Raw genomic sequence first — 22784 nt, 5'->3', positions numbered from 1 at the left:
CTCCGCCGGGCTTTCGGTTGAGCGTCGCGGCCTACCACTACCCGTTCGCCGGTACGCAACTCACCGCAGCGAGTCGACGAGTTCACGGGGCAGCCCGTGCGTCTCGTGCAGGTACTCGTAGTCGGTGTCGTCGAGCGACTTGTGGAACCGCTCGTGGCTGAGCACCTTCCGCCCGCGGTCGAGCAGGTTGCTGAACCGGATCTCCTCGTCGATCAGGATCCGCCGGATCAGCGTCACCGTCTCGCCCTGGTGGAAGTGGTTCTGCGTGTGCTCGAACAGCTCGACCGGCACATCCGACAGCGAGCGCGAGTCGTCGTTCTGCCAGAGGATTGTCAACATTCTGCGGATCAGCCGGCGCAGCACGTACCCGCGGCCGGTGTTCGACGGGTGCACGCCGTCGCCGACAATCACGATGCTGGACCGCAGGTGGTCGATCACGATCCGCTGCGACTGCTCGTCCAGCGTCCAGAGCTTCGGAACGATCCGCATCCACGGCTCGAACAGCGAGGTCTCGTACACCGACTTCTTGCCCTCGAGCAGCATCGTCAGCCGCTCCAGCCCGAGCCCGGTGTCGATGTTCTGCTGCTTGAGGTCCTCGAGCGAGCCGTCGTCGAGGCGGCGGTACCGCATCATCACGTGGTTCCACACCTCGACCCAGCGGTCGTCGGTGGTCGGCGTCCCCTCCGGATCGCCGTCGCCGGTCCAGACGAAGATCTCCGAGTCCGGGCCGCACGGGCCGGTCGGGCCGTTCGACCACCAGTTGTCGTCGGTGGTCAGCTCGATCGGCAGGCCGAGCTCCTGCCACGTACGCAGTGACTCCTGGTCGAGCGGCACCTGTCCGTCACCGCCGAACACGGTCACGTACAGGCGCTTCGGGTCCAGGCCGAGGCGGGTGGTGAGCAGCTCGTACCCCCACTGCAGGGTCTGGCGGCTCCCGTAGTCCCCCAGCGACCACGAGCCGAGCATCTCGAACACGGTCAGGTGGGTCGGATCCCCCACCTCGTCGAGATCGGTGGTGCGCAAGCATCGCTGCACGCCGGTGAGTCGGCGCCCCAGTGGATGTGGTTCGCCTTCCAGATAGGGCGTGAGCGGATGCATTCCGGAGGTCGTGAAGAGCACCGGATCACCGAGCCGCGGGATGAGCGTGGACCCCGTCGTCGGGACGTGGCCGTGGTCGATGAAGAAGTCGATGAAGGTCCTGGTGAGGTTCATGGTTCGTGTCCTTGTCGGTACAGGACCGGAACCAGACCACCGGCTACAGAAACGACAAAACCGGCGAACCGTTTCCGGTCGCCGGTGGGAGAAGCAGAGAAAGTCAGGCCGCGGCAGCCGGAGAGCATGAAGCTCGTACGGCTGCGGCAAGTCGGAACATTCGGTGCATGTCAGCAACAGTACACGACCATCGCCGCCACCTGTCCACCAGTACTCCCACGGTCACACGTCGAGCAGCTCTCTCAGCACCTCGCCCGAGCGACTCCAGCCCCACTCGGCCTCGACCCATTGACGGCCCGCTGCACCCAGCGCTTCACGGTCCTGGCGGTTTGTCAGCAATCCGACAACGCGCGCGCCGACGGCCGCCGGGTTGTACGGGTCGACCAGGTAACCCGTCGTACCGTGCCGCACCGTGTCGGCCGCGCCCCCGGAATCACCGACGACCACCGCCTTACCCGCAGCCGACGCCTCCAGCGTGACGATCCCGAGCGCCTCCGGCTCCAGCCCGAACCGCCGGGTCCGGCACGGCATCGCGAACACATCGGCCGCATCGACGTACGGCGGGATCTCGGCCCACGGCACCGGCCCGGTGAACTCCACTGCGTCCGCGACCCCGTACCGAACCGCCAACTCCTCGAGGTACCCGCGATCCGGACCACCGCCGACCAGCAGCAACCGCGCATCCGGCACGGCCTGGAGAACCCGCGGCCACGCGCGGATCAGCGTGTCCTGCCCCTTCCGCCGGATCAACCGGGACACGCAGACCACCACCGGAACTCCTTCCAGCCCGAGCCCCTGACGAATCTGTTGCCCACCGCAACCAGGATGGAAGCGACCACTGTCGACCCCCGGCGTGAGCCGCCGCATCCGCTGCACGGCCCCCGGCGACAGCGCCGGGGCGATCTGCTCCGCACACCAGGACGACACCGTGGTGACTGTGTCCGCCGCATCCCCGATCCGCCGCAGCGCCTGCCGGGCACCCGGTACGCCGGCCCACCAGGTCTCGTGCCCGTGCGTCATCGCGACGATCCGCCGCGCCCCCGCCCGCCGCAGCGCCGGCCCCATCAATCCGAGCGGCGCAGCGGCCCCGAACAGGATCCGGTCCGCGTCGTACTCGCGCATCAACTGCACGGCACGTCGGGTACTGCGGGCCGTCGGCAACAACATCGACGTACGGTCCCGGATCACCGGGAACGGCAGTGTCGCGTCGTACGCCACATCGCCGGCCTCACGTGATGTGTAGACGACCACGTCCGGCAGTTCGTCGCAGAGCGACCGGACGAACGTCTCGATGCCGCCCTGCCGCGGCGGGAAGTCGTTGGTGACGACCAGGACGGTCACGGGACACTAGCCAGCGGCGGGACCGTGACGCCGTTCTGTGCCGCCCACGCGCGGCCCATCGCGATCCGCTCCGGCGGCGTCGGGTGGGTCGCGAACATCCAGTACCGCCAGGCGCTCGGGTCCAGGCCGGAGATGTTCCGGACGGCCAGATCGCGCTGCATCGCGACGAAGTCCTGCGGGTCGTTCGTCAGCCGCAGTGAGTGGTAGTCGGCGCGCGCCTCGATCTTGCGGCTGACCAGGTTCTGCACCGGGCTGCCGAGTGTTGTCGCGACGACCATCAGCGCCACGAACAGTCCGGCCCGGCGCGGGTCGGACATCCGGGCTCCGAGCAACAAGTACAGCAAGACGATGCCGAACGCCGTTGCGAGAACGCCGATCAGCGTGCCGTGCAGTACGTCGTCCTCGGCCGCGTGACCGAGCTCGTGAGCGACCACAAGCCGGACCTGTGCGGGCGGCGTGTCCTTCAGCAGCGTGTCGTACACCACGAGCCGCCGCGTCGATCCGAAGCCGGAGACGTACGCGTTCAATGCCGTCGTCCGCTTCGACGCGTCCGCGACCAGCACGTCCTTGACCGGTACGCCGTCCTCATCCGCGAGCTTGAACAGGTCATTGCGCAGGGCACCGGCCGGCATCGACGTGAAGTTGTTGAACCGCGGCTCGACCAGCACCGGGTACGCGAACGAGACGCCGAGCACGAGCAACGCCGCGATGATTGCGCCGGGCAACCACCAGCCGCGCTGCGAGCGTTTCGCCAGGGCCATCAGCACGACCGCGATCACCGCAACCCCGAGCGACGTGAGCAACCAGTTCACGCCGCGGTCCCAGACCCACAGCCGCCAGTTCTCCACCGAGAGCCCGTACTTCAGGCTGACCCGCTCCGCGAGCACATCGGTCGGGACGGTGAGCAGGTTGGTGATCAGGGCGATCCCGGCGACCACGACCGGTACGGCGAAGAACCACGGGCGGACGCGCAGCGCGTCGTACATCCGGCGACCCAGCGGGCTGAAACCGATCGCCAGCGGAACCACCAGCGAGATGATCCAGGACGTCGTCGACCACTTCAGGATCTCGTGCCGGAACGCGTTCTGCCGGGCGATCTCCGCCGTGCTGAAGTCCAGCGCGGCGTCCGGCTTCGGCAGGTCGATCAGGTGCCACGGTGTGGTGACGGCGATCGTGAAGACCAGTGCGAGCGCGAGCAGACCACCCGTGGCGCGCGGCGCCCACGAGCCTTTAGTCACCTGCCAGCCTCTCAAGGTACTTCTGCCACTGGACGACGAACTCGGCCTCGGTCATCCCGAGCACCGACTTGAACGCATCCGCGAGCCCGGTCGAGCTCTTCGACGCGTGGACGGCGCGGTAGAACGCGACCAGCTTGTCCTGCCCCTCACGCTCGGCGATCAGCCGGCAGGCCAGCCACGCGGATTCGTACGCCTGCGGCAACTCGGTCGCCGAGGCCGCGAACGCCTCAGGTGTCGGCAACCCTGCCGGTACGTGCCCGGCATGGACCGCCTTGAAGAGTTCCTTTGCCGCCGAGTCGTCCTGCACCGGTACGGCGGTGAACGCAACGTAGTCCGCGAACCCCTCGGCCAGCCACAACGGAACCGGCGAGGCCGTCGCGTTCGACGCGACGTGGGTGGTCTCGTGCGTCAGGACGATCCGGCGGCCCTGCTTGCCGAGCTCCTCGAACAACTTCGGGTTCGCGACGATCCGCACCGGCGCACCGACCGCCGGAGTGTCCAGCTCGGCCATCGTGACGGCCGCGATCTGGGTGTACGTGTTCGGCTTGGCGCCGAGGATGCCCTCCATCTGGGCCTGTTTGGCGGGCAGGAAGATGATCACCTTCTGCCGCCACTTCTTGCCCCAGACCTTGCTCACCGACTCGACGGCCTTGTCGGCGACCGAGACGTAGCTCTTCGCCTCCGACTTCGCATCGGAGCCGGCGTCCAGGCTGACCACGAGGCTGTGCTTGCCCTTGGCGATCTCGATCGCGCCAAGCGCCCACACCGGACGCCGCTGCCCGGCCGCGAACCGCTCCGAGAACGAGGCGGCGTACGTCTTCCCGTCGCGGGTGACGAACGTCACCGGGAGGGTCTCGCGGGCCGGCGTCACGTCGAACCCGGAGAGCTGCCAAGAGACCTCGACCTGCGCCAACCAGGATTGCGTGCCGCCGAGCTGGGCCTGCCGGTCCGGCGTCAGAGCGCCCTCGTCGTCGCTCACATAGCGCAACTGGAACGTGCCGAGCGGGAGCGTACTCAGGTTGCTGAAGATCGTCCGCGCACTGGTCCGGAAGGTCGGCGTGTTCGGGTCGATGGTGTTCAGAAACTCGGTGCGGTCGTCGTGCACGACCGCGTCGGCCATCTTCTGCAGGACGGCCTCGCCGGCGACGGCCCGCTGGACACCGGCCTGCGCCTGGTCGGGCGTACTCGAGGTCGCGGACGGCGGCTGGTGCCCGCCCCGCGCGTTCGGGTCCGCAGGCGCGTTCGCGATGTGCTGCAACCCGGCGTACCCGGCCCCGGCGACCAGACAGACGGCCAGACCGAGGGCGACCTTCTTCAGGATCGGCGCGAACGGCGGGCGCTGCGGATCCGGCTCCTGTACGTGATCGAACGACTCCTGTGGGTCACCGTCGGACGGGATCATCGGCAGCGGAACCGTATCGCCGTGCTCGTCGATCACCTCGGCCCCTCGCTGCTCACCTGCCCCTGTCAGGCGGGACACCCGGCCTCCTTCGACACTACGGCATCGCTACCGCACGACACCGTCAGGTGACACCGTGACATGACTCGGCTCCGGGGAAGAGCCCCCGGAGCCGCAGAGTATGTCAAAGGTCTCAGGTCAGCCCGGACGGACCATCGTGTTGATCGGCATCTCGTCGAGCGGGGCGATCTCCACGCTCTTGCCCGGACGGGGGGCGTGCACGATCCGGCCGTTGCCGAGGTACAGGGCGACGTGGCTGATCGGGCTGTAGTAGAAGACCAGGTCGCCCGGGGCGAGCTCGGACCTGCTGACCCGGCGGCCTTCACCGGCCTGTGCCTTCGAGGAGTGCGACAGCGAAACACCGGCCTTGGCCCACGCGTACATGGTCAGACCGGAGCAGTCGTACGAGCTCGGGCCGTCGGCGCCCCACACGTACGGGTCGCCGAGCTGGGACAGCGCCGCGTTGATCGCGATCGCGCCGCGGCCACTGGCCGGAATGTTCGGCAGGTTCTTGTCATCGCTGGTCCGCTCGCTGTCGCGGGTCGGGCGCTGCTTGCGCGCTTCCTCAGCGGCCTTCTTGTTCTCTTCCTCGATCCGCTTCCGGTCGGCCTCGCTGAGCTTGTCGAGGACCTTCTGGGCGTTGTCGAGGTTCGTCTGGAGCTGCTTCTTGAAGCCGTTCTGCTTCGTCTGCACCGCCTGCAGCGCCGACAGCTCGGTCTGCTCGCTCGCCTGCAGGTCGGTGAGCTTGCCCTGCGCGATTTGGTAGCGACGCAGTGCCGAGTTCTGCTGGCCGGCGAACGCCTGGGCGGTGGACGCCTGGCTGAGGAACTGGTCCGGGTTGCTCGACAGCAGCAACTGCGCCGTCGTGGAGATGCCCGAGGTCTGGTAGCCGGCCACCGCGAGAGAGCCGATCTGCCGCTTCACCGCGTCCACCTGGCCCTGCTGCTTGGCGATCCCGGCCTTCAGCGCGTTCACCCGCGCCTGGGAGGCGGTGATCTGGCCGCGAAGGTCGTTCGCCGACTCACCGGCCACTTCGGCCTGGTGCTCGAGGGCGGCGACCTGCTTCTTCGCATCCGCCAGGGTGGGCTTGGGGTCGGCGTCCGCCGCTCCCTGGATCAGGAACACACCCGCGGCGACTGCCGTGCTGGTGATGGCGGCGAGGGCGATTCCCTTGGTGCGGTTGACGCGTCCGATGGACACAGCCCGGTCGGTCCCTTCCTCTGCTCGCGCCGTCCCCGTTGACCTGGCTCGCCACGGACATCACGTCCGCGGGATCCGCCGGATCACTCCCTCGGCTTGCTGCTGCCCGGTCGGCCGGAGCGGCCGACACCCTGAGGCAACGAGAGGTAACAGTAGTGACCGTTTCGTGACCAGTGCAATTCGCCCCTCGGGTTTGATCGAAAATTAACGAAGCCGGTCGCCTGCCAAACGACCGTTTCGCCTGTCGTCACAGGGGTTTCGGCACGATGGTCCTGACATACCGGGAGCGTCAGCCGGTCTGCTCCTCGGGCGCGGCGGGATCGATGCTGTCCACCGCGTGCACCAGGCGCAGCGGTGGAACCAGACCGGACTCGGCCAGCGCGTCCAGAGCGGCCTTCTCGTCGTCGTCGATCCGCAGGCTGCCGGAGCGCTCCGCGGAGAATCCGAGGACCACCGTGACAACGCAGTCCTGGCACCCCGGACCCTTCATCACACATGCGTCGCAGTCGATCAGCACAACATCCTCCAAGTGGGGAAGCACCCGGACTTGCATCCGGCTGAGAAGGACGCTAGAGAACCCCGCCGACAGTTTCTGGTGCCAGACAGGCTCTAGGGCCGGGCGATGCGGGCGATCAGGCTCGTGGCCGACAGTGCGCGGGCGCCGAGTTTGATGGTGCTGTCGGCAACTTCGCGGTCGGTGGAGACGACCACGACCGGACGGCCCGGCGGCTCCGCGCGGACCAGTTGCCGGATCACCTCGTCGGCGATCACTCCGGCCGGGCTGAACCGCACCCGTACCCCGCGCGGCGAATTCAGTTGCACCGGCCCGGACATCTCGGCGCCGTCGAACACCACCGTGACCTCCACACGACGCTGGGCGACCAGCGCGCCCAACGCGGTCACCAGGCGCTGACGCTGCGAGTGCAACGGCGAGTTGGGCCAAGCGGTCTTCGTCACGTTGTAGCCGTCGATGATCAGATGCACCTGCGGCAACGACAGCAGCTCGTCGAAGAGCGCCGGGTCGTCTTCCGGTGCCGTACGTCCGATCGGCGCCGCATCCGGCTCCGAGCCGGCCACGGTGTCCGCCGGACGGAGCTCTCCCCCGGGTGGCAGCGCGAGCTCGCGGCGGAGCCCACTCGCTGCCTCGAGCAACGTGTCGAGCAGCAGCCTGGTACGCGTCGTTGCGAGCTCGCGCTCCTGTCCAGCCGTCCGCCGGGCGGCGTGCTCGACCGCTTCCAGCTCGGTGATGCGGGTACGGAGCTTGCGCAGCTCACGCTCAACCTCGGCACGGGCTGCGTCGACCCGTTCGTCCGCGGTCTCGGCCTCCTTGGTGCGCTGCTCGACCTCGGTCTGCAGGCCGGTGATGCGCTGCCGGGCCTCGTTGAGCTTGCGGCGGAGCGTGACGTTCTCGCCCTTGAGCTCGTTGACCTGTTCACGAAGCCGTTCGCGGACCTGGCGGGTCTCGGTGCGGGCGTGGTCGAGCTGGTCGGACAGCCGGTCGACGACGGCGGCGTCGGCGCGCGGGTCCTCCACCGGGACCTGGGCTGCCGCGGCGACGTGCTGCTCCCAGCCGTCCGGACGGAGCAGGTACGCGAGGGCAGCGACCTCGACCGGATCGGCGGCAGGTACCGGTACGCCGTCCGCGATCGCGTCGCCGAGCTCCGGGTGCGCCCGCCGTACCTCGAACGCGGTCAGCTTGCGGAAGTGGTCGTCGGTCTCCAGGATCGGCCCGAGGACCGACGCGGACAGCTTCGCGCGTTTCGCCGGCGCGAAGCTGGCGAACCGGCGCAGCGGCGCCGGGACGTCGGTCGCGGGGAGCTGGCCGAGGGCGTGCGCGGCCAGCGTCAGAACGCGTTGCCGGACCGGTTCAGGCAAAGTCGTAGCGGCGGAGCTCGCGGCGGTGCCGGCCTCAGTCACCGGTCCGCTGTCCGGCCGGAACGGCGGCCCGAACGGGCCGGTGACGCAGACCACAGCGACCGGGCCCGGGGCCCTGATCCACGGTGATCGCCTGTGTACGCATACAGAGAGCCTAGTCGACTCGCAGGCGTGTCACCTGCGGAATTGTCGGTGGCGGCTCTTAGCGTCGTGGCCATGACCAGCCCAGGACAGGCAGCTGCTGCGGATCCGACGTCGCCGATCCGTGGTGTGCAGCACAGTTTCGACGACCTGGGGACGCCGCTGCGCGACATCACCTTCTGCGTCGTCGACCTGGAGACCACGGGCAATCCGCCGGGTGAGGGCGGCATCACCGAGATCGGTGCGGTGAAGGTGCGGGCCGGTGAGGTGATCGGCGAGTTCCAGACCCTGGTCAATCCGGCGGAGCCGATCCCGCCGTTCATCGCCGTCCTGACCGGTATCTCGAACCTGATGGTTGCCTCGTCACCCCGGATCGACTCGGTGCTGCCCGCGTTCCTCGAGTTCGCGCACGGCTGCGTGATGGTCGCGCACAACGCGCCGTTCGACATGGGCTTCCTGAAGCACGAGACCCAGGTGCACGGGTACGACTGGCCCGACTTCGCCGTCGTCGACACCGCGCTGCTGGCCCGCCGGGTGATCACCCCCGACGAGGCGCCGAACTGCAAGCTCGGCACGCTGGCCAAGCTGTTCCGGACAACGGTCACGCCCAACCACCGGGCGCTGTCCGACGCGCGCGCGACCGTCGACGTGCTGCACGGGCTGTTCGAGCGGGTCGGGTCGTTGGGCGTGCAAACGGTGGAGGACCTGCAGACGTTCTCGGCGCGGGTCGCGCCGGCGGTCCGCGCGAAACGGCATCTGGCCGAGTCGTTGCCGCACGCACCGGGTGTGTACCTGTTCACCGACGACCGCGGCGAGGTGCTGTACGTCGGGAAGTCCAAGGACCTGCGGACCCGCGTCCGCTCGTACTTCACCGCCTCCGAGACCCGGAACCGGATCGGCGAGATGGTCGGGATCGCCACCGGTGTCCGCGGCATCGAGTGCGGTACGCCGCTGGAGGCCGAGGTCCGCGAGCTGCGGCTGATCGCGGAGCACAAGCCGCGGTACAACCGGCGGTCGAAGTTCCCGGAGCGGCAGCACTGGCTGAAGGTCACGGTCGAACCGTTTCCGCGGCTCTCGCTGGTCAAACAGGTGCGCGACGACGACGCCGGGTACCTCGGCCCGTTCAGCTCGAAGAAGACCGCCGAGCGGGCGATGGCGGCGCTGCACGAGGCGTTCCCGATCCGGCAGTGCACGGCCCGGATGTCTCGGCGCCCACAGCTGTCGCCGTGCGTACTGGCCGAGATGGGCCGGTGCGTGGCACCGTGCGACGGCCGGATCTCGATGGATTCGTACGGCGAGTTCGTGAGCGCGCTGCGGTCCGCGCTGACCGTGGACCCGACGCCGGTCGTCGACGCACTGGACCGGCGGATCGACGTGCTGTCCGCGGACGAGCGGTTCGAGGACGCCGCCGTCCAGCGCGACCGGCTGAGCGCGTTCGTACGGAGCTCGGCGCGGATGCAGCGGATGGCGTCGGTGACCGGCTGCGCGGAGATCTGTGCCGCCAGGCGGACCGACGAGGGCGGCTGGGAGCTGCACGTGATCCGGCGCGGCCGGCTCGCGGCGGCCGGGTTCAGCCCGCGCGGCACGGATCCGCGACCGCATCTGGAGATGCTGCGGGCGTCGGCCGAGACGGTGCTGCCCGGGATCGGTCCGGTCGCGGCGGCGTCGCCGGAGGAGATCGAGCTGATCCTGCGCTGGCTCGAGCTCCCCGGTGTCCGGCTGGTCGAGATGGACGGCACCTGGACCTGCCCGGTGAGCGGCGCCGGCCGGCACCTCACCCGCCTCGACAACTCGCACTCCGACGCCCACCACCACCCCACCGAACGCCGCCGCCACCTCCGCCCACTCGGGCCGGTGCGCGTAGGTTAGGGCGTGTCTCCCAGTCCCGCGCCTAGCTCTCGATGAACTGGTAGTCGGTGCGGATCCGGCCGTCCGCGGCGAGCAGCAGCAGATCGATGCCGATGGCAAGCGCCTCTCCGCCGCCGGCCGGGACCATCGCCCAGCGCAGTTTCACCAAGTCGCTGAGTACGGCGGCCGTCCCGTGCGGTACGAATTCGTACTCCCCCGGCGCGACGAACTCGCCGTACGCCGTGCTCACCCGGTTGACGAGCTGCTCGTACCCCCGCGCCTCCAGGCTCGCCGTGACGCCGATCTCGCTCGCCCGCTTGGCGATCTCCTCAGGTGGCTCCAGGACATGCAGGCCGTCCTCGGTCCACAGCTCCTCGACGGCCTTCCGGCGAGCGTCGGCGTCGGGCTCGTTCCAGACTGCTACATAACGGTGTGCCAGCTCTTCGGCTGCGTTGTTGTTCACATCCACGACCTTGCCGGTGGTGCGCGCGGCCGGACAATTCCCTGCTGGGTATGGACTGTCGGTGGTGTGCGTTAGAACTACGGCATGACATCTGTGATGGCCGAGGGGCTGCGGTCGTGGCGCGCTCGCCGGCGTGTCAGTCAGCTCGAGCTGGCCGTGCGGGCGGGGACCACGCAGCGGCACGTCAGCTTCATCGAGAGCGGGCGGTCGGTGCCCGGACGCGACATGGTGATCCGGCTCGCGGAGTCGCTGCAGGTGCCGTTGCGGGAGCGCAACCAGTTACTCGTGGCCGGCGGGTACGCCCCGGCGTACGACGAGACGCCGTACGACTCACCTGATCTCGGCGCGATCCGCCGCGCGCTGACCGCCATCCTCGACGGGCACCGCCCGAGTCCCGCGCTTGTGGTCGACCGGCGCGCCGACGTCGTGCTCACGAACAGCTCGTTCGACGCGCTCGCTGCCGGCGTCGCGCCGTACCTGCTCGAGCCGCCCGTCTCGCTGCCGCGGCTGCTGCTGCACCCCGACGGCCTGGCGCCACGAATCGTGAACCTGGCCGAGTGGTCGTGGCACGTGATCGACGGGCTGACGCGAGAGGCCGCCCTGGTGCCGGGTCTCGGCGTGGACGAGCTGATCGCGGACCTCGTCACGCTGATCCCGCCGCGTCCGGAGACGGGTCCGGACCACGTCGGGTTCGCCGTGCCGCTGCGGTTGCGCTCGGCGAGCGGAGAGCTGCGCTTGGTCACCACACTGACCCGGTTCGGTACGGCGATCGACGTCACCGTCTCCGAACTGCGGATGGAGGCGTTCCTGCCCGCGGACGAACCGACGGCGCGGGCGCTGCGGGGACTCGACCGCACTATGCTTCAGCGGGTCGAGACGTGAGTACCGGACGGCGTTTCCGGACGGGTGCAGAGGAGAGGACGACATGGTCACCGCGATCGTGTTCATCAAGGCCGACGTCGCACGGATCCCGGAGGTCGCCGAGCAGGTAGCCGCCATCGAGGGCGTCAGCGAGGTCTACTCCGTGACCGGCGGGCTGGACCTGATCGCGCTCGTCCGCGTCGCGCGGCACGACGACCTGGCGACCGTGATCCCCGAGCACGTGAACCGGGTGCCGGGCGTGCTGAGCACCGAGACACACATCGCGTTCCGTGCGTACTCCAGTCATGACCTGGAGGCGGCCTTCAGCCTCGGCCAGGAGGACGGTGTCTGAGGACCGGTCCGATCCGATCTGTCTGACACGAGCTGAAGTTACGGTGAACACATGAACGTCTGGGGTCAGTTCGTCGCCGGCCAGGTCCGCGCCTGCGCGCCGACGGTGCAGCGAGGACGCGGATGAGCAACCCACCCGCCGGCTGGTACCCCGACCCCACCGGGCAGCCCGACATCATCCGCTTCTGGAACGGCAAGAAGTGGACCAACAAAACCCAGCACGAGTCCGAGTCCACAGACGACGACTCCACCACTCCCCAGCAGCCCACCACACCTGAGCCCGAACACCAGCCAGGCACGTGGGACACACAGGACCAGCCCGGCGCGTGGGACGCGCAGCAGGCCAGTGGGTGGGACGCACAGCAGCAGCCCGGTGCGTCGGAGTCCCAGCAGCAGTCCGGGCCGTGGGACGCCGAGCAGCAGTCCGGTAGCTGGGACGCGCAGCAGTCCGGGGCGTCGGAGTCCCAGCCGAGTACGGCGGACGCCAACCAGCCCTCCTGGACTGCGAACCAGGAACCGTGGGGCGCCGACCAGTTCTCGACACACGACGAGGCCGCCCCCGCGCCGTCCGACGGCTCCCAGCAGCAGTGGCCGACGCAGGAACAGTCCTGGCCCGCCCAGCAACCTGCGCAGGAACCGCCGCAGCCTGCCCAGCAGCCGACCTGGCCCGCACACGAGGCGTCGCAGCCCGCTCAGCAGCAGTCCTGGCCCGCCCAACAGAGCGACACCACGCCGCAGACAGCTGAAGGCAACCAACCGGCTTGGTCCGCCAACCAGCAGCCGTGGAGCGCCGACCAGTTCACCTCCTACGACCAGCCCAACGAGACCACTCCCCAGCAACACTGGGAAGGCCAGCCCAACGCGAACGGCCCTCAGCAGCAATGGGACGGCCAGTCCAACGCCAACGGCCCTCAGCAACAGTGGAGCGGCCAGCCTGGCCAGGGCGGCACCCAGCCGCAGTGGGACGGCCAGTCCGAGCAGAGCGTCACTCAGCAGCAGTGGGACGGCCAGGCGGGTCCGGGGGCCACTCAGCAGCAGTGGGGTGGTCAGCAGGGCGGTGGGGACCCGAACCAGCCTGCGTGGTCAGCTGACCAGCAGCCGTGGAGCGCCGACCAGTTCACGTCGTACGACCAGCCTGACGCCGAGCAGACTCAGATCCAGCCGTGGTCGGGTCAGGACCAGTCGCAGCCCAGCACTCCTGACTCCACCGGCCAGCAGCCGTGGACGGGCCAGCACGACACAAACCCCCCGCAGCAGCAGTGGGACGGCCAACAGCCGGCCGCAGACAGCACCCAGCTCTGGGGCAGCCAGCAACCCGCAACCGAGCCGAACCAGCCCGCCTGGTCGGCCGACCAGCAGCCCTGGGGCGCCGACCAGTTCACCTCGCACGACCAGGCCGACGCCGAACAAACTCAAATCCAGCCGGCGGTAGAGCAGCAGTCCGGCGCCGACTTCGAGCAGACGCAGCAGCAGCCGTGGTCCGGCCAACAGTTCCCCGCGCACGAGACACCTGGCACCACCCAGCAGCCATGGGCCGGTCAGCAACCCGCCACCGACCCGAACCAGCCAGCGTGGTCCGCGAACCAGCAGCCCTGGGGCGCCGACCAATTCACCTCGTACGAACAGCCTGATTCAGGCCAGCAAGCGCCGCCCGACCAGCTGTGGGGAGCCCAGACGGGCGACAACAACCAGCCCCCACAACAGTCCTGGCCAGCCCAGCAAACCCCAGCCCAGCAACCCCCAGCCAATGACCACCCCAGCCAGCCAGCCGGACCCGACAGCTGGAACCCCCAGCAGTCCTGGCCAGTACAACAGCCAACCGACTATCACCAGCCAGAGCAGGGCTCCGGCACGGGCGAGCAGTCGTGGTCAGCACAGCCAACTGACAACCAGCAGTCCGCGCAACAGGCGCAGTCCGCCGGTGCTGAGCCGCTGAGCGCAGAGCAGCCCGGTGGGAATCAGGGAACGCGCAACCTGCGCTCGGTGCAGCCGAGCAGCGCACCTGACACCAGCCCGGCCGACCAAACAGACGGCGGCTGGTGGCAGCCCTCCCCCACACCGCAGCTCTGGAACCCGACGCAGTCCTCCGGCGGACCCGCGAACGACGGACCGCGCCTTCGCGCCGTGTCCCCCGACGAGTACGCCCAGCAGCCAGTCCAGTCGCCGCAACCAGACGCCCCCGAACAGCCTGCCCAGCAGTCATCCGCCGACACCGGCGAGCACGGCGACGGCTCGAGTCCAGCGGAGCGTGCCCGCGCGACCTGGGGCGCTCCTGAGCTCGCCCCGGCGCCTTCAGAGCACTGGACGCAACGCGACATCGCTGAGGTCAAAGCAGCCGAAGCAGCGCTCAAAGCCGACGTACAGGCCGATGAGCCAGTAACCGGCCAGCCCGCCGGACCGACCCTCAAGCTCGCCCCGGTCCCGGCCGAGCAGCCGGGTGAGGCCTCAGCCACTCCCGCGCCCAACGCCGACCCTGCCCCCGAGTCAGCCCCAGACACCGCCGCACCAGCTGCCGCCAACGTAGCTGCTGCACCTGCTGGTACACCGCCCGCAGATGCAGCTGGCGTAGGTGCAGCAGACGCCGGGCGGACGTCTGAGGAGGCTGCTCAAGAGTCGGCTGAGCGTGCAGCTGACGAGGCGGCGGCTGACGAGGCCGCGGCTCAGCAGGCGGCGGACGACTCCGAGGCGTCGAATGTGCTGGCGCCCGACTGGGGCAGCCAGGGCGGCGCCGAGCAGGACGCGCAGTCCAGCGACGTACCCGCGTGGGGTGTCGAGGCCGACGACGAAGAGGACCTGCAGACTCCGGAGAAGGCCGGCCCGCTCTGGACGGTGCCGGAGTCGACGGACACCGCCCAGGAGCAGCCACTCCAGCTCTGGGGCGACCAGAACCAGTCCCAAAGCTGGGCCGACCAGCAGGCCGGCAACCAACCCCAGAGCTGGGATCAGCAGGCGAGCGACCAGAACCAGAACTGGAACGGCCAACAGTCAGCCGGCCAGGACCAGTCCGGCGACCCGCAGCAGGGCGGCGGCGCGCAGCAGTCCGGCGGCGGGCAGCAGTCCGCTCAGGGCGGCCAGTGGGGTTCGCAGCAAGGTACGGCGGGCACGGATGCAGCACCGGCCGGCAACGGCTGGGGCGTCGGCGATCAGCACGGCGTACAGGAGTCGGGCCCGTGGGGTCAGGACGCCCAGCAGAACAACCAGTCGTGGGACAACGGCCAGACCTGGCCCGTACAAGAGTCCGGCAACCAGCAGGGCGCCAACGGTTGGGGCGACCCCCAGAACGGCCAGCAGAACGCGCAGCGGGGTGGTGCGCGGCACGGCGGTCAGCAGCAGTGGGGCGGTCAGCAGGGCACAGGTACGCAGCAGGCTCCGCAGCGCGCCTGGGGTGACGACGGGAACGAGGGCTGGGGCGGTCAGACCGATCTGAGTTCCGGCGTCGGCAAGCGGGAGAAAGGCAAGACCAAGAAGTCCAACAGCCCTGGTGGCGGCGGTCCGTTCGGCGGGAAGCTGCCGTTGGTCATCGCCGGTGGGGTCGCGGTTGTGCTGGTGATCGTGGCCGCGGTCGTCCTGCTCACCAACAAGGACGACAAGACGGCCACTCCCGACTCGACCGGTACGACGACGCAGAGCGCGTCGCCGTCGCCGTCCGGTGGGACCAGCCCTGGCCAATCGAAGAACCCGAAGCTGCACGAGGGCGACAACCGGGTCTCGTCGGACGCCATCTCGTTCCCGCGCCGGAACCCGCCGTGGTCGGATCACAAGCTGTTCGTTCCGCAGGTACACAACGCGGGCGGCCAACGGATCCTGCTGCAGGAGGACGCCGCAGGTACCAAGGACGACTGGAGCGCGGACATCTTCGTCGGCGGTCTGGGCACCGGGTCCGGGTTCAACGGCGACCCGAAGGCGACCGCGGCGACGCTCGCGACGCAACTGCAGACCAGCATGTACGGGAACATCCCCGTCACCGTGAAGGCCGGCGCGAACGGTGCGGTGAAGCGGACGGACAAGTCCGGCTGGTTCTTCCAGCAGACCGTCACCGCAAACGCGACCACAGTGCCCTCTCGGGTGCTTACCCTGACGGTGGCCGTGTTCGACCTCGGCGACGGGACTGCCGTCGCCTACGTCAGCGGGATCCCCACCAACCGCCCGGATCTGAAAACGGCCGCGGACGAGGCTTTCAAGGGAATTCAAGTTGGCTGAGAACGAAGACCAGAACCAGCCGCCGCAGGGCACTCCCCCGGACACACCGGCCGAGTCGCGCCCCGGCACGGCGGGCGATGAGGCACGCCCTGGCACTCCGGGTGAGGCGCGACCAGGTTCCTGGGGCGACGGATCCCTGGACGGGTCGCTGAGCATCCGGCTTGGTGGTTCGGGTGATTCCCTCGGTGGGTCCGGTGATCCGCTCGCCGGTACGCCGCAAGCACCTCCCGCACCGGCGCCGCGCCCTGTGCAGAACCCCGCACAGTCGCAGGACGCGGACCAGTCAGGCTCTCCGGACGTCCTGTTCGGCCAGTCCCCCGCGCCTGCACCGCCTCCCCGGCCGCCCGCACGCCCCCAACACGCAGCCCCACCCCAGCAGCAACACTGGACCAACTCACCCCCACCAGGCCCGCAGGCATCGGGTGCACAGTCAGGCGCGCAGGCATCGGGCGGACAGCCAGGCGTGCAGCAGCCGGTCAGCGCACAGCGGCCGGGAGAGCAGCAGCCCGACGCGCGCCAGCCGTTCAGCCCGCAGCAGTCGGGTGGGCAGCAGTCGGGTGGACAGTCGTGGGGCGCGCCGCAGCCACAGCAGTCACCTCCGCAGCGTCCCGGCCCACAACACGCGGGCCCACCGCAGCCAACCTCACAGCAACCCGGTCCGCAAACCCCGGCCTCCCAGCAGTCGTCCATGCAGCAAGCGGGCGCCCAGCAGCCCGGTGCGCAGCAGCCTGGGGCACAGCCGGCGCGGCCGCAGCACGCAGCTCCTCCGGCCGGACCGCAGTACGCCGGTCAGCAGCCGAGACAACCGCAACCGAGCCAGCAGGCTCTACCCGGTCAGCCCGGTCAGCCCGGTCAGGTAGGTCCACAGGCTCAGGCAGGGCAACAGCAGCCTGGGCAGCGGCAACCAGGTCCGGGGCAACCGCGCGGCGGGCAGCCACAGGGTGGGCAGCCGCAGGGTGGGCAGCCGCAGGGTGGGCAGCCGCAGGGTGGGCAACCGCAGGGTGGGCAACCGCAGGGTGGGCAACCGCAGGGTGGGCAACCGCAGGGTGGGCAACCGCAGGGTGGGCAACCGCAGGGTGGGCAACCGCAGGGGGCGCCTGTGTGGGGTGCTCAGTCGCCAGGGCAGCAGCCGGGGCAGCGGCAGGTTGGGTGGCAGGCGCAGGCGTTGGGCGCGGAGACTGCCGGACAGCAGCCCGGTCAACAGTCTGGCCAGCAGCCTGGGCAGTCGTCGGGTCCGCAGCAGGGTGGACGGCAGCAGGGTGGACGGCAGCAGCCGGCTGCTTTTACCGAGGTGATTGCGCGGGCGGCCGGGCCGGATGCCAAGACCGCTGGAGGCCGCAGCATCAGCGCCCAGGGTCCTGGTGATCGGCAGGGTTCGGTCAGCGGCCCGGCGGGCGCAGATGCGCATGGCACTGGCGGCGCGTATGCCAGCGGACCAGGCGGGCCTGGCGCACACGCGGCAGGATCTGGCGCGATCGGTCACCAGAACGCGGGCCCCAGCGCCGGACAGGGCACCGGGCCAGGTGCTCGTCAGAACGCCGGACCGGGCGCTCGTCAGAACGCCGGACCGGGCGCTGGGCCGAACGCTGGACCAGTCGCTGGGCAGGCCCCGGGACAGGGTGGTCTGCTGGGTGGTGGGCGGGTTGGGCGGCATGGTTCCGGGCCGAGTGGTGGGGTTGGTGCTGGGCCGGGTGGGAATGGTGCGTTCGGCGGCGGGGAGCTTGCTGAGACCGTTCGTGAGTCTGGCCGGAAGTCCGTGGGTTCAGGTGTCGGCGGGCGGGCTCGGGTTGTGGGGGCGCTCGTGCTGGTGGTGGCTGCGTTGGCGGCGACCGGGTTGAGTGTCGGGTGGATCGTCGACAAGGCCGAGGCCACGTCGCCGGTTGCGTTGCCGACCGGTGGGACGCCGCTCGAGACCGTCAGTCCGTCGGTCAAGCCGTCCGAGACGCCGACGCCGTTCGGCAAGGTGCTCGGCACCCAGATCGTTGCCTCGAACAACGACACGATGCCGATCATGAGTTCGGCCTGGACCAACACCGAGGAGCGCACCGGCCTGTGGGGCGGCGCGGCCGTCTGGCTGACGGTGCACAGCAACTACAACGGCAAGAAGGACAGCTGGGGCAACTACACGGCCTTCGGCCAGCTCCCGCCGGACATCCCGTACAAGAACAGCGCGGCCGGCCTGAAGGACGCGGCCGTGAAGATCGGCGGCCGTGCGATCAGCAATCTGTACGGCCAGAATCCGCAGATCATGAAGGGCACCACCCACAAGGTGATCACGGTCGACGGCCACCAGGGCCACGAGATCGTCGCCAAGGTGGCGGTCAAGGTGCCGCAGCTGCCGGAGACGTTCTCCACGGTGATGATCGCGGTGATCGATCGCGGTGACGGTACCGCGGCGGTCTCGATCGCCGACATCGCCGGCTCGACCCCGGACTATCAGAAGGTCTGGCGCTACAAAGTCACCCAGATCAAGATCAACAAATAGCAGGAAAGGCCGGCCGGGAAATCCCGGCCGGCCTTTCTACTGCGATCCGTTCAGCCGCGGACGTCCGCGCAGGCTGTGATCCAGCGGTCCAGTATGTCCTTCGCGGCGCCGGAGTCGATCGCCTCCGCCGCCCGGTCCATCCCGGTCCGGATCCGCTCCGTCACGGTGCCCTCCTCGGGCGTGTACGCGGCCAGCGCGGCACCGGCGTTCAGCAGTACGACATCACGCACCGGGCCTGTCTCGCCGTCGACCAAAGCGCGGACGACCTTCGCGTTGTACGTGGCGTCCGCGCCCTTCAGCGCGTCCGCCGCCACGGGCTCGATGCCGAGCTCCCGCGGGTCCAGCGTGATCGGTCCCTCGACCGTCCCGCCGCCGACGACCCACACCTGCGACGTCGTACGCGTGGTCAGCTCGTCGAGCCCGTCGTCGCCGTGGAACACCAGCGCATCGATCCCACGTCGCGCCAGGACGCCGGCCACCAGCCCGGCCACGCGGGCGTCCGCAACCCCGACGGCCTGCGCCGACGGGTCGCCCGGGTTCGCCAGTGGGCCGAGCAGGTTGAACGTCGTCGGCACGCCGAGCTCACGACGGGGCACCGCGGCGTACCGCAGCGCCGGGTGGAACGCGGACGCGAAGCAGAACGTGATCCCGGCCCGCTCGCCCACCTCGGCGACCTGCGGACCGGTGAGATCGAGCGGGATCCCCAGCTCTTCGAGTACGTCGGCGGCGCCGCACGCGGACGACGCCGCGCGGTTGCCGTGCTTCACGACCTTCGCCCCGGCGCCGGCCGCCACGATCGCGGACATCGTGCTGATGTTCACCGTGTGGGCCTGGTCACCGCCCGTACCGACCACGTCCAGCGTGCGGCCCGGGACACTGATCCGGGTGGCGAAATCGCGCATCGTCTGCACGAGGCCCTCGACCTCGTCGACCGTCTCGCCCTTGGACCGCAGCGCGATCACGAACCCGGCCAGCTGCGCCGGCGTCGCGGCCCCGGACAAGATCTGCTCCATCGCCCACGCGGTGGCGGCGGCCTCCAGGTCCTCGTGCCGCAGCAGCGGTCCGAGGACGTGGGACCAGGTGTAGGTCATCAGCCCGGGTCAGGCGGTGGTGGCAGGCAGCCCGGCGACCCGCTGCCGGAGCAGGTCGGCGGTGACCTGGGCCAGCTTGATCGGGTCGATCGGGTGCGAGACCGCGCCCTCGGCCCGCGACCAGGTCGCCAGCCAGGCGTCCTGCGGGCGGCCCGTGATCACCAGCACCGGCGGGCACTGGAAGATCTCGTCCTTCAGCTGCCGCGCGATCCCCATGCCACCGGCCGGGACGGCCTCGCCGTCCAGGATGGCCAGGTCGATCCCGCCCTTGTCCATGGTCTTGATCACGGCCGGCTCGGTCGCGCACTCGACGTACTCGAGCTCGGGCAGATCGGCCACCGGCCGCTTGCCGAGGGCCAGCCGGACGGACTCCCGCGTCGTACGGTCGTCGCTGTAGACCAGGACCTTCAGCGGACGCTCTGAACTCATCGATCCATCCCAAGCTGTGTTCTGAGGAAGACTGGACATTCAAACAACACCGCGCATGCTACCGGGGTGCCTGTTCGGCCCGGCGAGCCTGTTCCTCCAACCGGTCCAGACGCCGGTCCTCGCGGCGCGCCTCACGCTGCGACTCACGCACCCACTGGACGAACAGTACGGCGAAGAACACCACGCCGACGAGGTCGCCCGAGCCCCACAGCAGACCGCCCGCGATGTACTGGTCGTGCAGCGGCGACGGCGGCCAGGACCGGCCGAAGCCGGTGTACCAGTCCTCGGCGATCAGCTTGCCGGCCGACATGATCGTGATCCCGAGGAACGCGTGGAACGGCAGCGTGAGGAACGTCATCATCAGCCGGAACGGGTAGATCACCCGGCCGGGCACCGGGTCCAGCCCGAGTAGCGGCCAGAAGAACAGCGACCCGACCAGGATGAAGTGCAGATGCAGCAGGTCGTGCAGCGAGGTCGACCGCAGCGTCGCGTCGTACCAGCCCGTGAAGTACAGCGCCCAGGGGCTGAGCACGAACAGCGTGAAGCCGATCAGCGGGAAGCAGAGCACCTTCGCCACCCGCGAATGCAACACGGAGAGCAACCACTTCCGCGGCCGCCCGGGCAGCGTCCGCAGTGCCAGCGTGATGGGTGCGCCGAGCGCCAGCGCGAGCGGCGTCAGCATCGACAGGATCATGTGCTGAACCATGTGCACGCTGATCAGCACCGTGTCGTACGTGCCGAGTGCCGACTGGGTGGCGATCACGGCGCTGCCGAGGCCGACACCGACGAACGCGAACGTCCGCCCGCGGGACCACTTGTCGCCCCTCCGGCGCAGCCTGTGGACGGCGTACAGATACAGGGCGCCGAGCAGCACGATCACGGCGAGTAACACCGGTTCGAAGGTCCATGCCGTCAGCAACCGGACCGCCGTGAGCGGCTCGATCCGGTCGCCCGGGGCGGCGTGAAGGGGAAGCACGCTTCCACAGTAAGAACAGCCGGTCGGCGACATGCACGGGGGTGGTCGTAGCGCTGAACGCGAGGACCGACATAATGACCGCGTGGCCACTGCAACCGCGCTCCCAGCGTCTCGTGAACACGGTCATGCCGACCGTCCCAGCATGGTCAGTGTCGGCACGATCGTCTGGCTCTCGAGCGAACTGATGTTCTTCGCCGCCCTGTTCGCGGCGTACTTCACCATCCGGTCGGTGACGACCGCTGCCGCGGCTTCCGGAACGGAGACGCTCTGGCAGCTCATGACGGAGCATCTGGACGTCCCGTTCGCCGCGGTGAACACGACGATCCTGGTGCTGTCGTCCTTCAGCTGCCAGTTCGGCGTCTTCGCGGCCGAGCACGGCCGGGTCGGCCGGACCGGATCGGTGCTGAACCCGCGGGCCTGGGGCATGCGTGAGTGGTTCATCCTCACGTACCTGATGGGCGCGGTCTTCGTGGCCGGCCAGGTGACGGAGTACACCGGGCTGGTGCAGGAGGGCCTGACGATCTCGTCGAACGCGTACGGATCGGTCTTCTACCTGGCCACCGGGTTCCACGCTCTGCACGTGACCGGCGGCCTCATCGCTTTCATGTTCGTCCTGGCCAGGACGTACATGGCTCGTAAGTTCACCCACGAACAGGCCGTCTCGGCGATCGTCGTGTCGTACTACTGGCACTTCGTCGACGTGGTCTGGATCGCCCTGTTCGCGACCATCTACCTGCTCAAATGAGTGAGAAGAGACAACCCTTGTCACCGGCGCGCTTTTTCTCCGCGCGACGACGCCACCGGTCCGCCGGCCTCGTCGTGCTCCTGTTCGGCCTCCTGGCAGTCGGCTCGGCGTACGCCGCCTTCGCCCCTGACAACGCGGTTGCGGACAACTCGCCCCAGTCACAGCAGATCGAGGAGGGCAAGAAGCTCTTCTCGGTCGGTTGCTCCAGCTGCCACGGCCTGGCCGCCGAGGGCGGCGGGAACGGCGCGGGCAAGATGGCCGGCCCGTCGCTGATCGGCGTCGGCGCCGCCGCGGTCGACTTCCAGGTCGGTACCGGCCGGATGCCCGCGATGCAGCCGGGAGCGCAGATGCCGCGCAAGCAGCCGGCGTACTCGCAGGAGGAGATCGAGGCCCTGGCCGCGTACGTCGCCTCGCTCGCCCCCGGCCCGGCCGTTCCGGCCTCGGAGTCGTACGACGTAAGCAAGGCCACCGACGAGCAGATCACCCGGGGCGGCGAGCTGTTCCGCACCAACTGCACGGCGTGCCACAACTTCGCCGGCCGCGGCGGCGCGCTGCCGAACGGCAAGTACGCACCGTCGCTGATGGGCGTCGACCCCAAGCACATCTATGAAGCCATGCTGACCGGCCCGCAGCAGATGCCGGTGTTCTCCGACCAGGTCATGCAGCCGGAGGACAAGCGCGACATCATCGCGTACCTGAAGACACTGCAGAATCAGAAGGACCCGGGCGGCTTCGGCCTCGGCCGGCTCGGCCCGGTCTCCGAGGGCCTGTGGGGCTGGTTCGTCGGAATCGGCCTGCTGGTCTGCGTAGCCGTCTGGATCGGCGCCAAGGGCGTCAAGGCCAAGGGAGCGAAGGCCAAGTGAGTAACG

General features: G+C 69.4%; 19 protein-coding genes. 7 read left to right on the top strand and 12 right to left on the bottom strand.

Features of this window, described 5'->3' with window-relative positions; translation table 11 throughout:
* Nucleotides 1-60: 60 nt before the first annotated feature.
* The 7 genes from ACGFI6_RS14770 to ACGFI6_RS14740 all read right to left on the bottom strand — a co-directional run bounded on the left by ACGFI6_RS14770 (nucleotide 61) and on the right by ACGFI6_RS14740 (nucleotide 8367).
* Nucleotides 61-1212: an alanine--tRNA ligase-related protein gene (locus ACGFI6_RS14770; protein ID WP_393118617.1), complete on the bottom strand. Its 1152-nt coding sequence runs from the start codon at nucleotides 1210-1212 to the stop codon at nucleotides 61-63.
* 222 nt (nucleotides 1213-1434) lie between these two features.
* Nucleotides 1435-2553, bottom strand: a complete 1119-nt coding sequence (locus ACGFI6_RS14765) for a glycosyltransferase family 4 protein (RefSeq protein WP_393118615.1) — start codon at nucleotides 2551-2553, stop codon at nucleotides 1435-1437.
* On the bottom strand, nucleotides 2550-3791 hold the full coding sequence (locus ACGFI6_RS14760) for a M48 family metallopeptidase (RefSeq protein ID WP_393118613.1): 1242 nt from the start codon (nucleotides 3789-3791) through the stop codon (nucleotides 2550-2552). The genes ACGFI6_RS14765 and ACGFI6_RS14760 overlap by 4 nt, the downstream gene beginning before the upstream one ends.
* The gene (locus ACGFI6_RS14755) at nucleotides 3784-5271 is read right to left on the bottom strand and encodes a hypothetical protein (protein ID WP_393118611.1); all 1488 of its coding nucleotides are present in this window, start codon (nucleotides 5269-5271) and stop codon (nucleotides 3784-3786) included. Before ACGFI6_RS14755 ends, ACGFI6_RS14760 begins: the two co-directional genes overlap by 8 nt.
* 117 nt (nucleotides 5272-5388) lie before the next feature.
* Nucleotides 5389-6450 carry an NlpC/P60 family protein gene (locus ACGFI6_RS14750; RefSeq protein WP_393118609.1) on the bottom strand — a complete coding sequence of 354 codons (1062 nt, stop codon included), beginning with the start codon at nucleotides 6448-6450 and terminating at the stop codon, nucleotides 5389-5391.
* 289 nt (nucleotides 6451-6739) lie between these two features.
* Nucleotides 6740-6967, bottom strand: a complete 228-nt coding sequence (locus tag ACGFI6_RS14745; protein ID WP_393118607.1) for a hypothetical protein — start codon at nucleotides 6965-6967, stop codon at nucleotides 6740-6742.
* Nucleotides 6968-7059: 92 nt separating this feature from the next.
* Complete coding sequence (locus tag ACGFI6_RS14740) at nucleotides 7060-8367, bottom strand: NYN domain-containing protein (RefSeq protein WP_393118605.1); 1308 nt, start codon at nucleotides 8365-8367, stop codon at nucleotides 7060-7062.
* A 174-nt stretch (nucleotides 8368-8541) separates the two neighbouring features.
* On the opposite strand from ACGFI6_RS14740, the gene ACGFI6_RS14735 reads away from it, so the two are divergent.
* Nucleotides 8542-10335, top strand: a complete 1794-nt coding sequence (locus tag ACGFI6_RS14735) for a DEDD exonuclease domain-containing protein (protein ID WP_393118603.1) — start codon at nucleotides 8542-8544, stop codon at nucleotides 10333-10335.
* Between the two features lie 22 nt (nucleotides 10336-10357).
* Here ACGFI6_RS14735 and ACGFI6_RS14730 read toward each other — a convergent pair whose 3' ends face one another.
* Complete coding sequence (locus ACGFI6_RS14730) at nucleotides 10358-10777, bottom strand: hypothetical protein (RefSeq protein ID WP_393118601.1); 420 nt, start codon at nucleotides 10775-10777, stop codon at nucleotides 10358-10360.
* Nucleotides 10778-10861: 84 nt separating this feature from the next.
* On the opposite strand from ACGFI6_RS14730, the gene ACGFI6_RS14725 reads away from it, so the two are divergent.
* The 3 genes from ACGFI6_RS14725 to ACGFI6_RS14715 all read left to right on the top strand — a co-directional run bounded on the left by ACGFI6_RS14725 (nucleotide 10862) and on the right by ACGFI6_RS14715 (nucleotide 16189).
* On the top strand, nucleotides 10862-11659 hold the full coding sequence (locus tag ACGFI6_RS14725; RefSeq protein ID WP_393118599.1) for a helix-turn-helix domain-containing protein: 798 nt from the start codon (nucleotides 10862-10864) through the stop codon (nucleotides 11657-11659).
* Between the two features lie 43 nt (nucleotides 11660-11702).
* Nucleotides 11703-11990, top strand: a complete 288-nt coding sequence (locus ACGFI6_RS14720; protein WP_393118597.1) for an Lrp/AsnC family transcriptional regulator — start codon at nucleotides 11703-11705, stop codon at nucleotides 11988-11990.
* 122 nt (nucleotides 11991-12112) lie between these two features.
* Complete coding sequence (locus ACGFI6_RS14715; RefSeq protein WP_393118595.1) at nucleotides 12113-16189, top strand: hypothetical protein; 4077 nt, start codon at nucleotides 12113-12115, stop codon at nucleotides 16187-16189.
* 826 nt (nucleotides 16190-17015) lie between these two features.
* Here the strand turns inward: ACGFI6_RS14715 and ACGFI6_RS14710 are convergent.
* Entirely contained in the window at nucleotides 17016-17597 is a 582-nt protein-coding gene (locus ACGFI6_RS14710; RefSeq protein WP_393118593.1) for a hypothetical protein, read from the bottom strand.
* A gap of 381 nt (nucleotides 17598-17978) precedes the next feature.
* On the opposite strand from ACGFI6_RS14710, the gene ACGFI6_RS14705 reads away from it, so the two are divergent.
* Nucleotides 17979-18674: a hypothetical protein gene (locus tag ACGFI6_RS14705; protein WP_393118592.1), complete on the top strand. Its 696-nt coding sequence runs from the start codon at nucleotides 17979-17981 to the stop codon at nucleotides 18672-18674.
* Nucleotides 18675-18724: 50 nt separating this feature from the next.
* On the opposite strand, the gene trpD is transcribed toward ACGFI6_RS14705, so the two are convergent.
* Genes trpD through ACGFI6_RS14690 form a run of 3 tightly spaced genes read right to left on the bottom strand, consistent with a single transcriptional unit; the run spans nucleotide 18725 to nucleotide 21170 of the window.
* A complete protein-coding gene (gene trpD, locus ACGFI6_RS14700) occupies nucleotides 18725-19765 on the bottom strand; it encodes an anthranilate phosphoribosyltransferase (RefSeq protein WP_393118590.1) in 1041 nt (346 codons plus the stop codon).
* A gap of 9 nt (nucleotides 19766-19774) precedes the next feature.
* Complete coding sequence (locus ACGFI6_RS14695; protein ID WP_393118588.1) at nucleotides 19775-20194, bottom strand: hypothetical protein; 420 nt, start codon at nucleotides 20192-20194, stop codon at nucleotides 19775-19777.
* A 58-nt stretch (nucleotides 20195-20252) separates the two neighbouring features.
* On the bottom strand, nucleotides 20253-21170 hold the full coding sequence (locus tag ACGFI6_RS14690; RefSeq protein ID WP_393118587.1) for a cytochrome c oxidase assembly protein: 918 nt from the start codon (nucleotides 21168-21170) through the stop codon (nucleotides 20253-20255).
* Nucleotides 21171-21312: 142 nt separating this feature from the next.
* Between ACGFI6_RS14690 and ACGFI6_RS14685 the strand changes: the two genes are divergently transcribed.
* Both ACGFI6_RS14685 and ACGFI6_RS14680 read left to right on the top strand, forming a co-directional pair.
* Complete coding sequence (locus ACGFI6_RS14685; RefSeq protein WP_393118585.1) at nucleotides 21313-21915, top strand: heme-copper oxidase subunit III; 603 nt, start codon at nucleotides 21313-21315, stop codon at nucleotides 21913-21915.
* On the top strand, nucleotides 21912-22778 hold the full coding sequence (locus ACGFI6_RS14680) for a c-type cytochrome (RefSeq protein WP_393118583.1): 867 nt from the start codon (nucleotides 21912-21914) through the stop codon (nucleotides 22776-22778). The genes ACGFI6_RS14685 and ACGFI6_RS14680 overlap by 4 nt, the downstream gene beginning before the upstream one ends.
* Nucleotides 22779-22784 lie beyond the last annotated feature (6 nt).

This window comes from Kribbella sp. NPDC048928 (assembly GCF_043197975.1).
GTDB lineage: Bacteria > Actinomycetota > Actinomycetes > Propionibacteriales > Kribbellaceae > Kribbella.
This window is presented reverse-complemented; position numbering and strand designations above follow the sequence as displayed.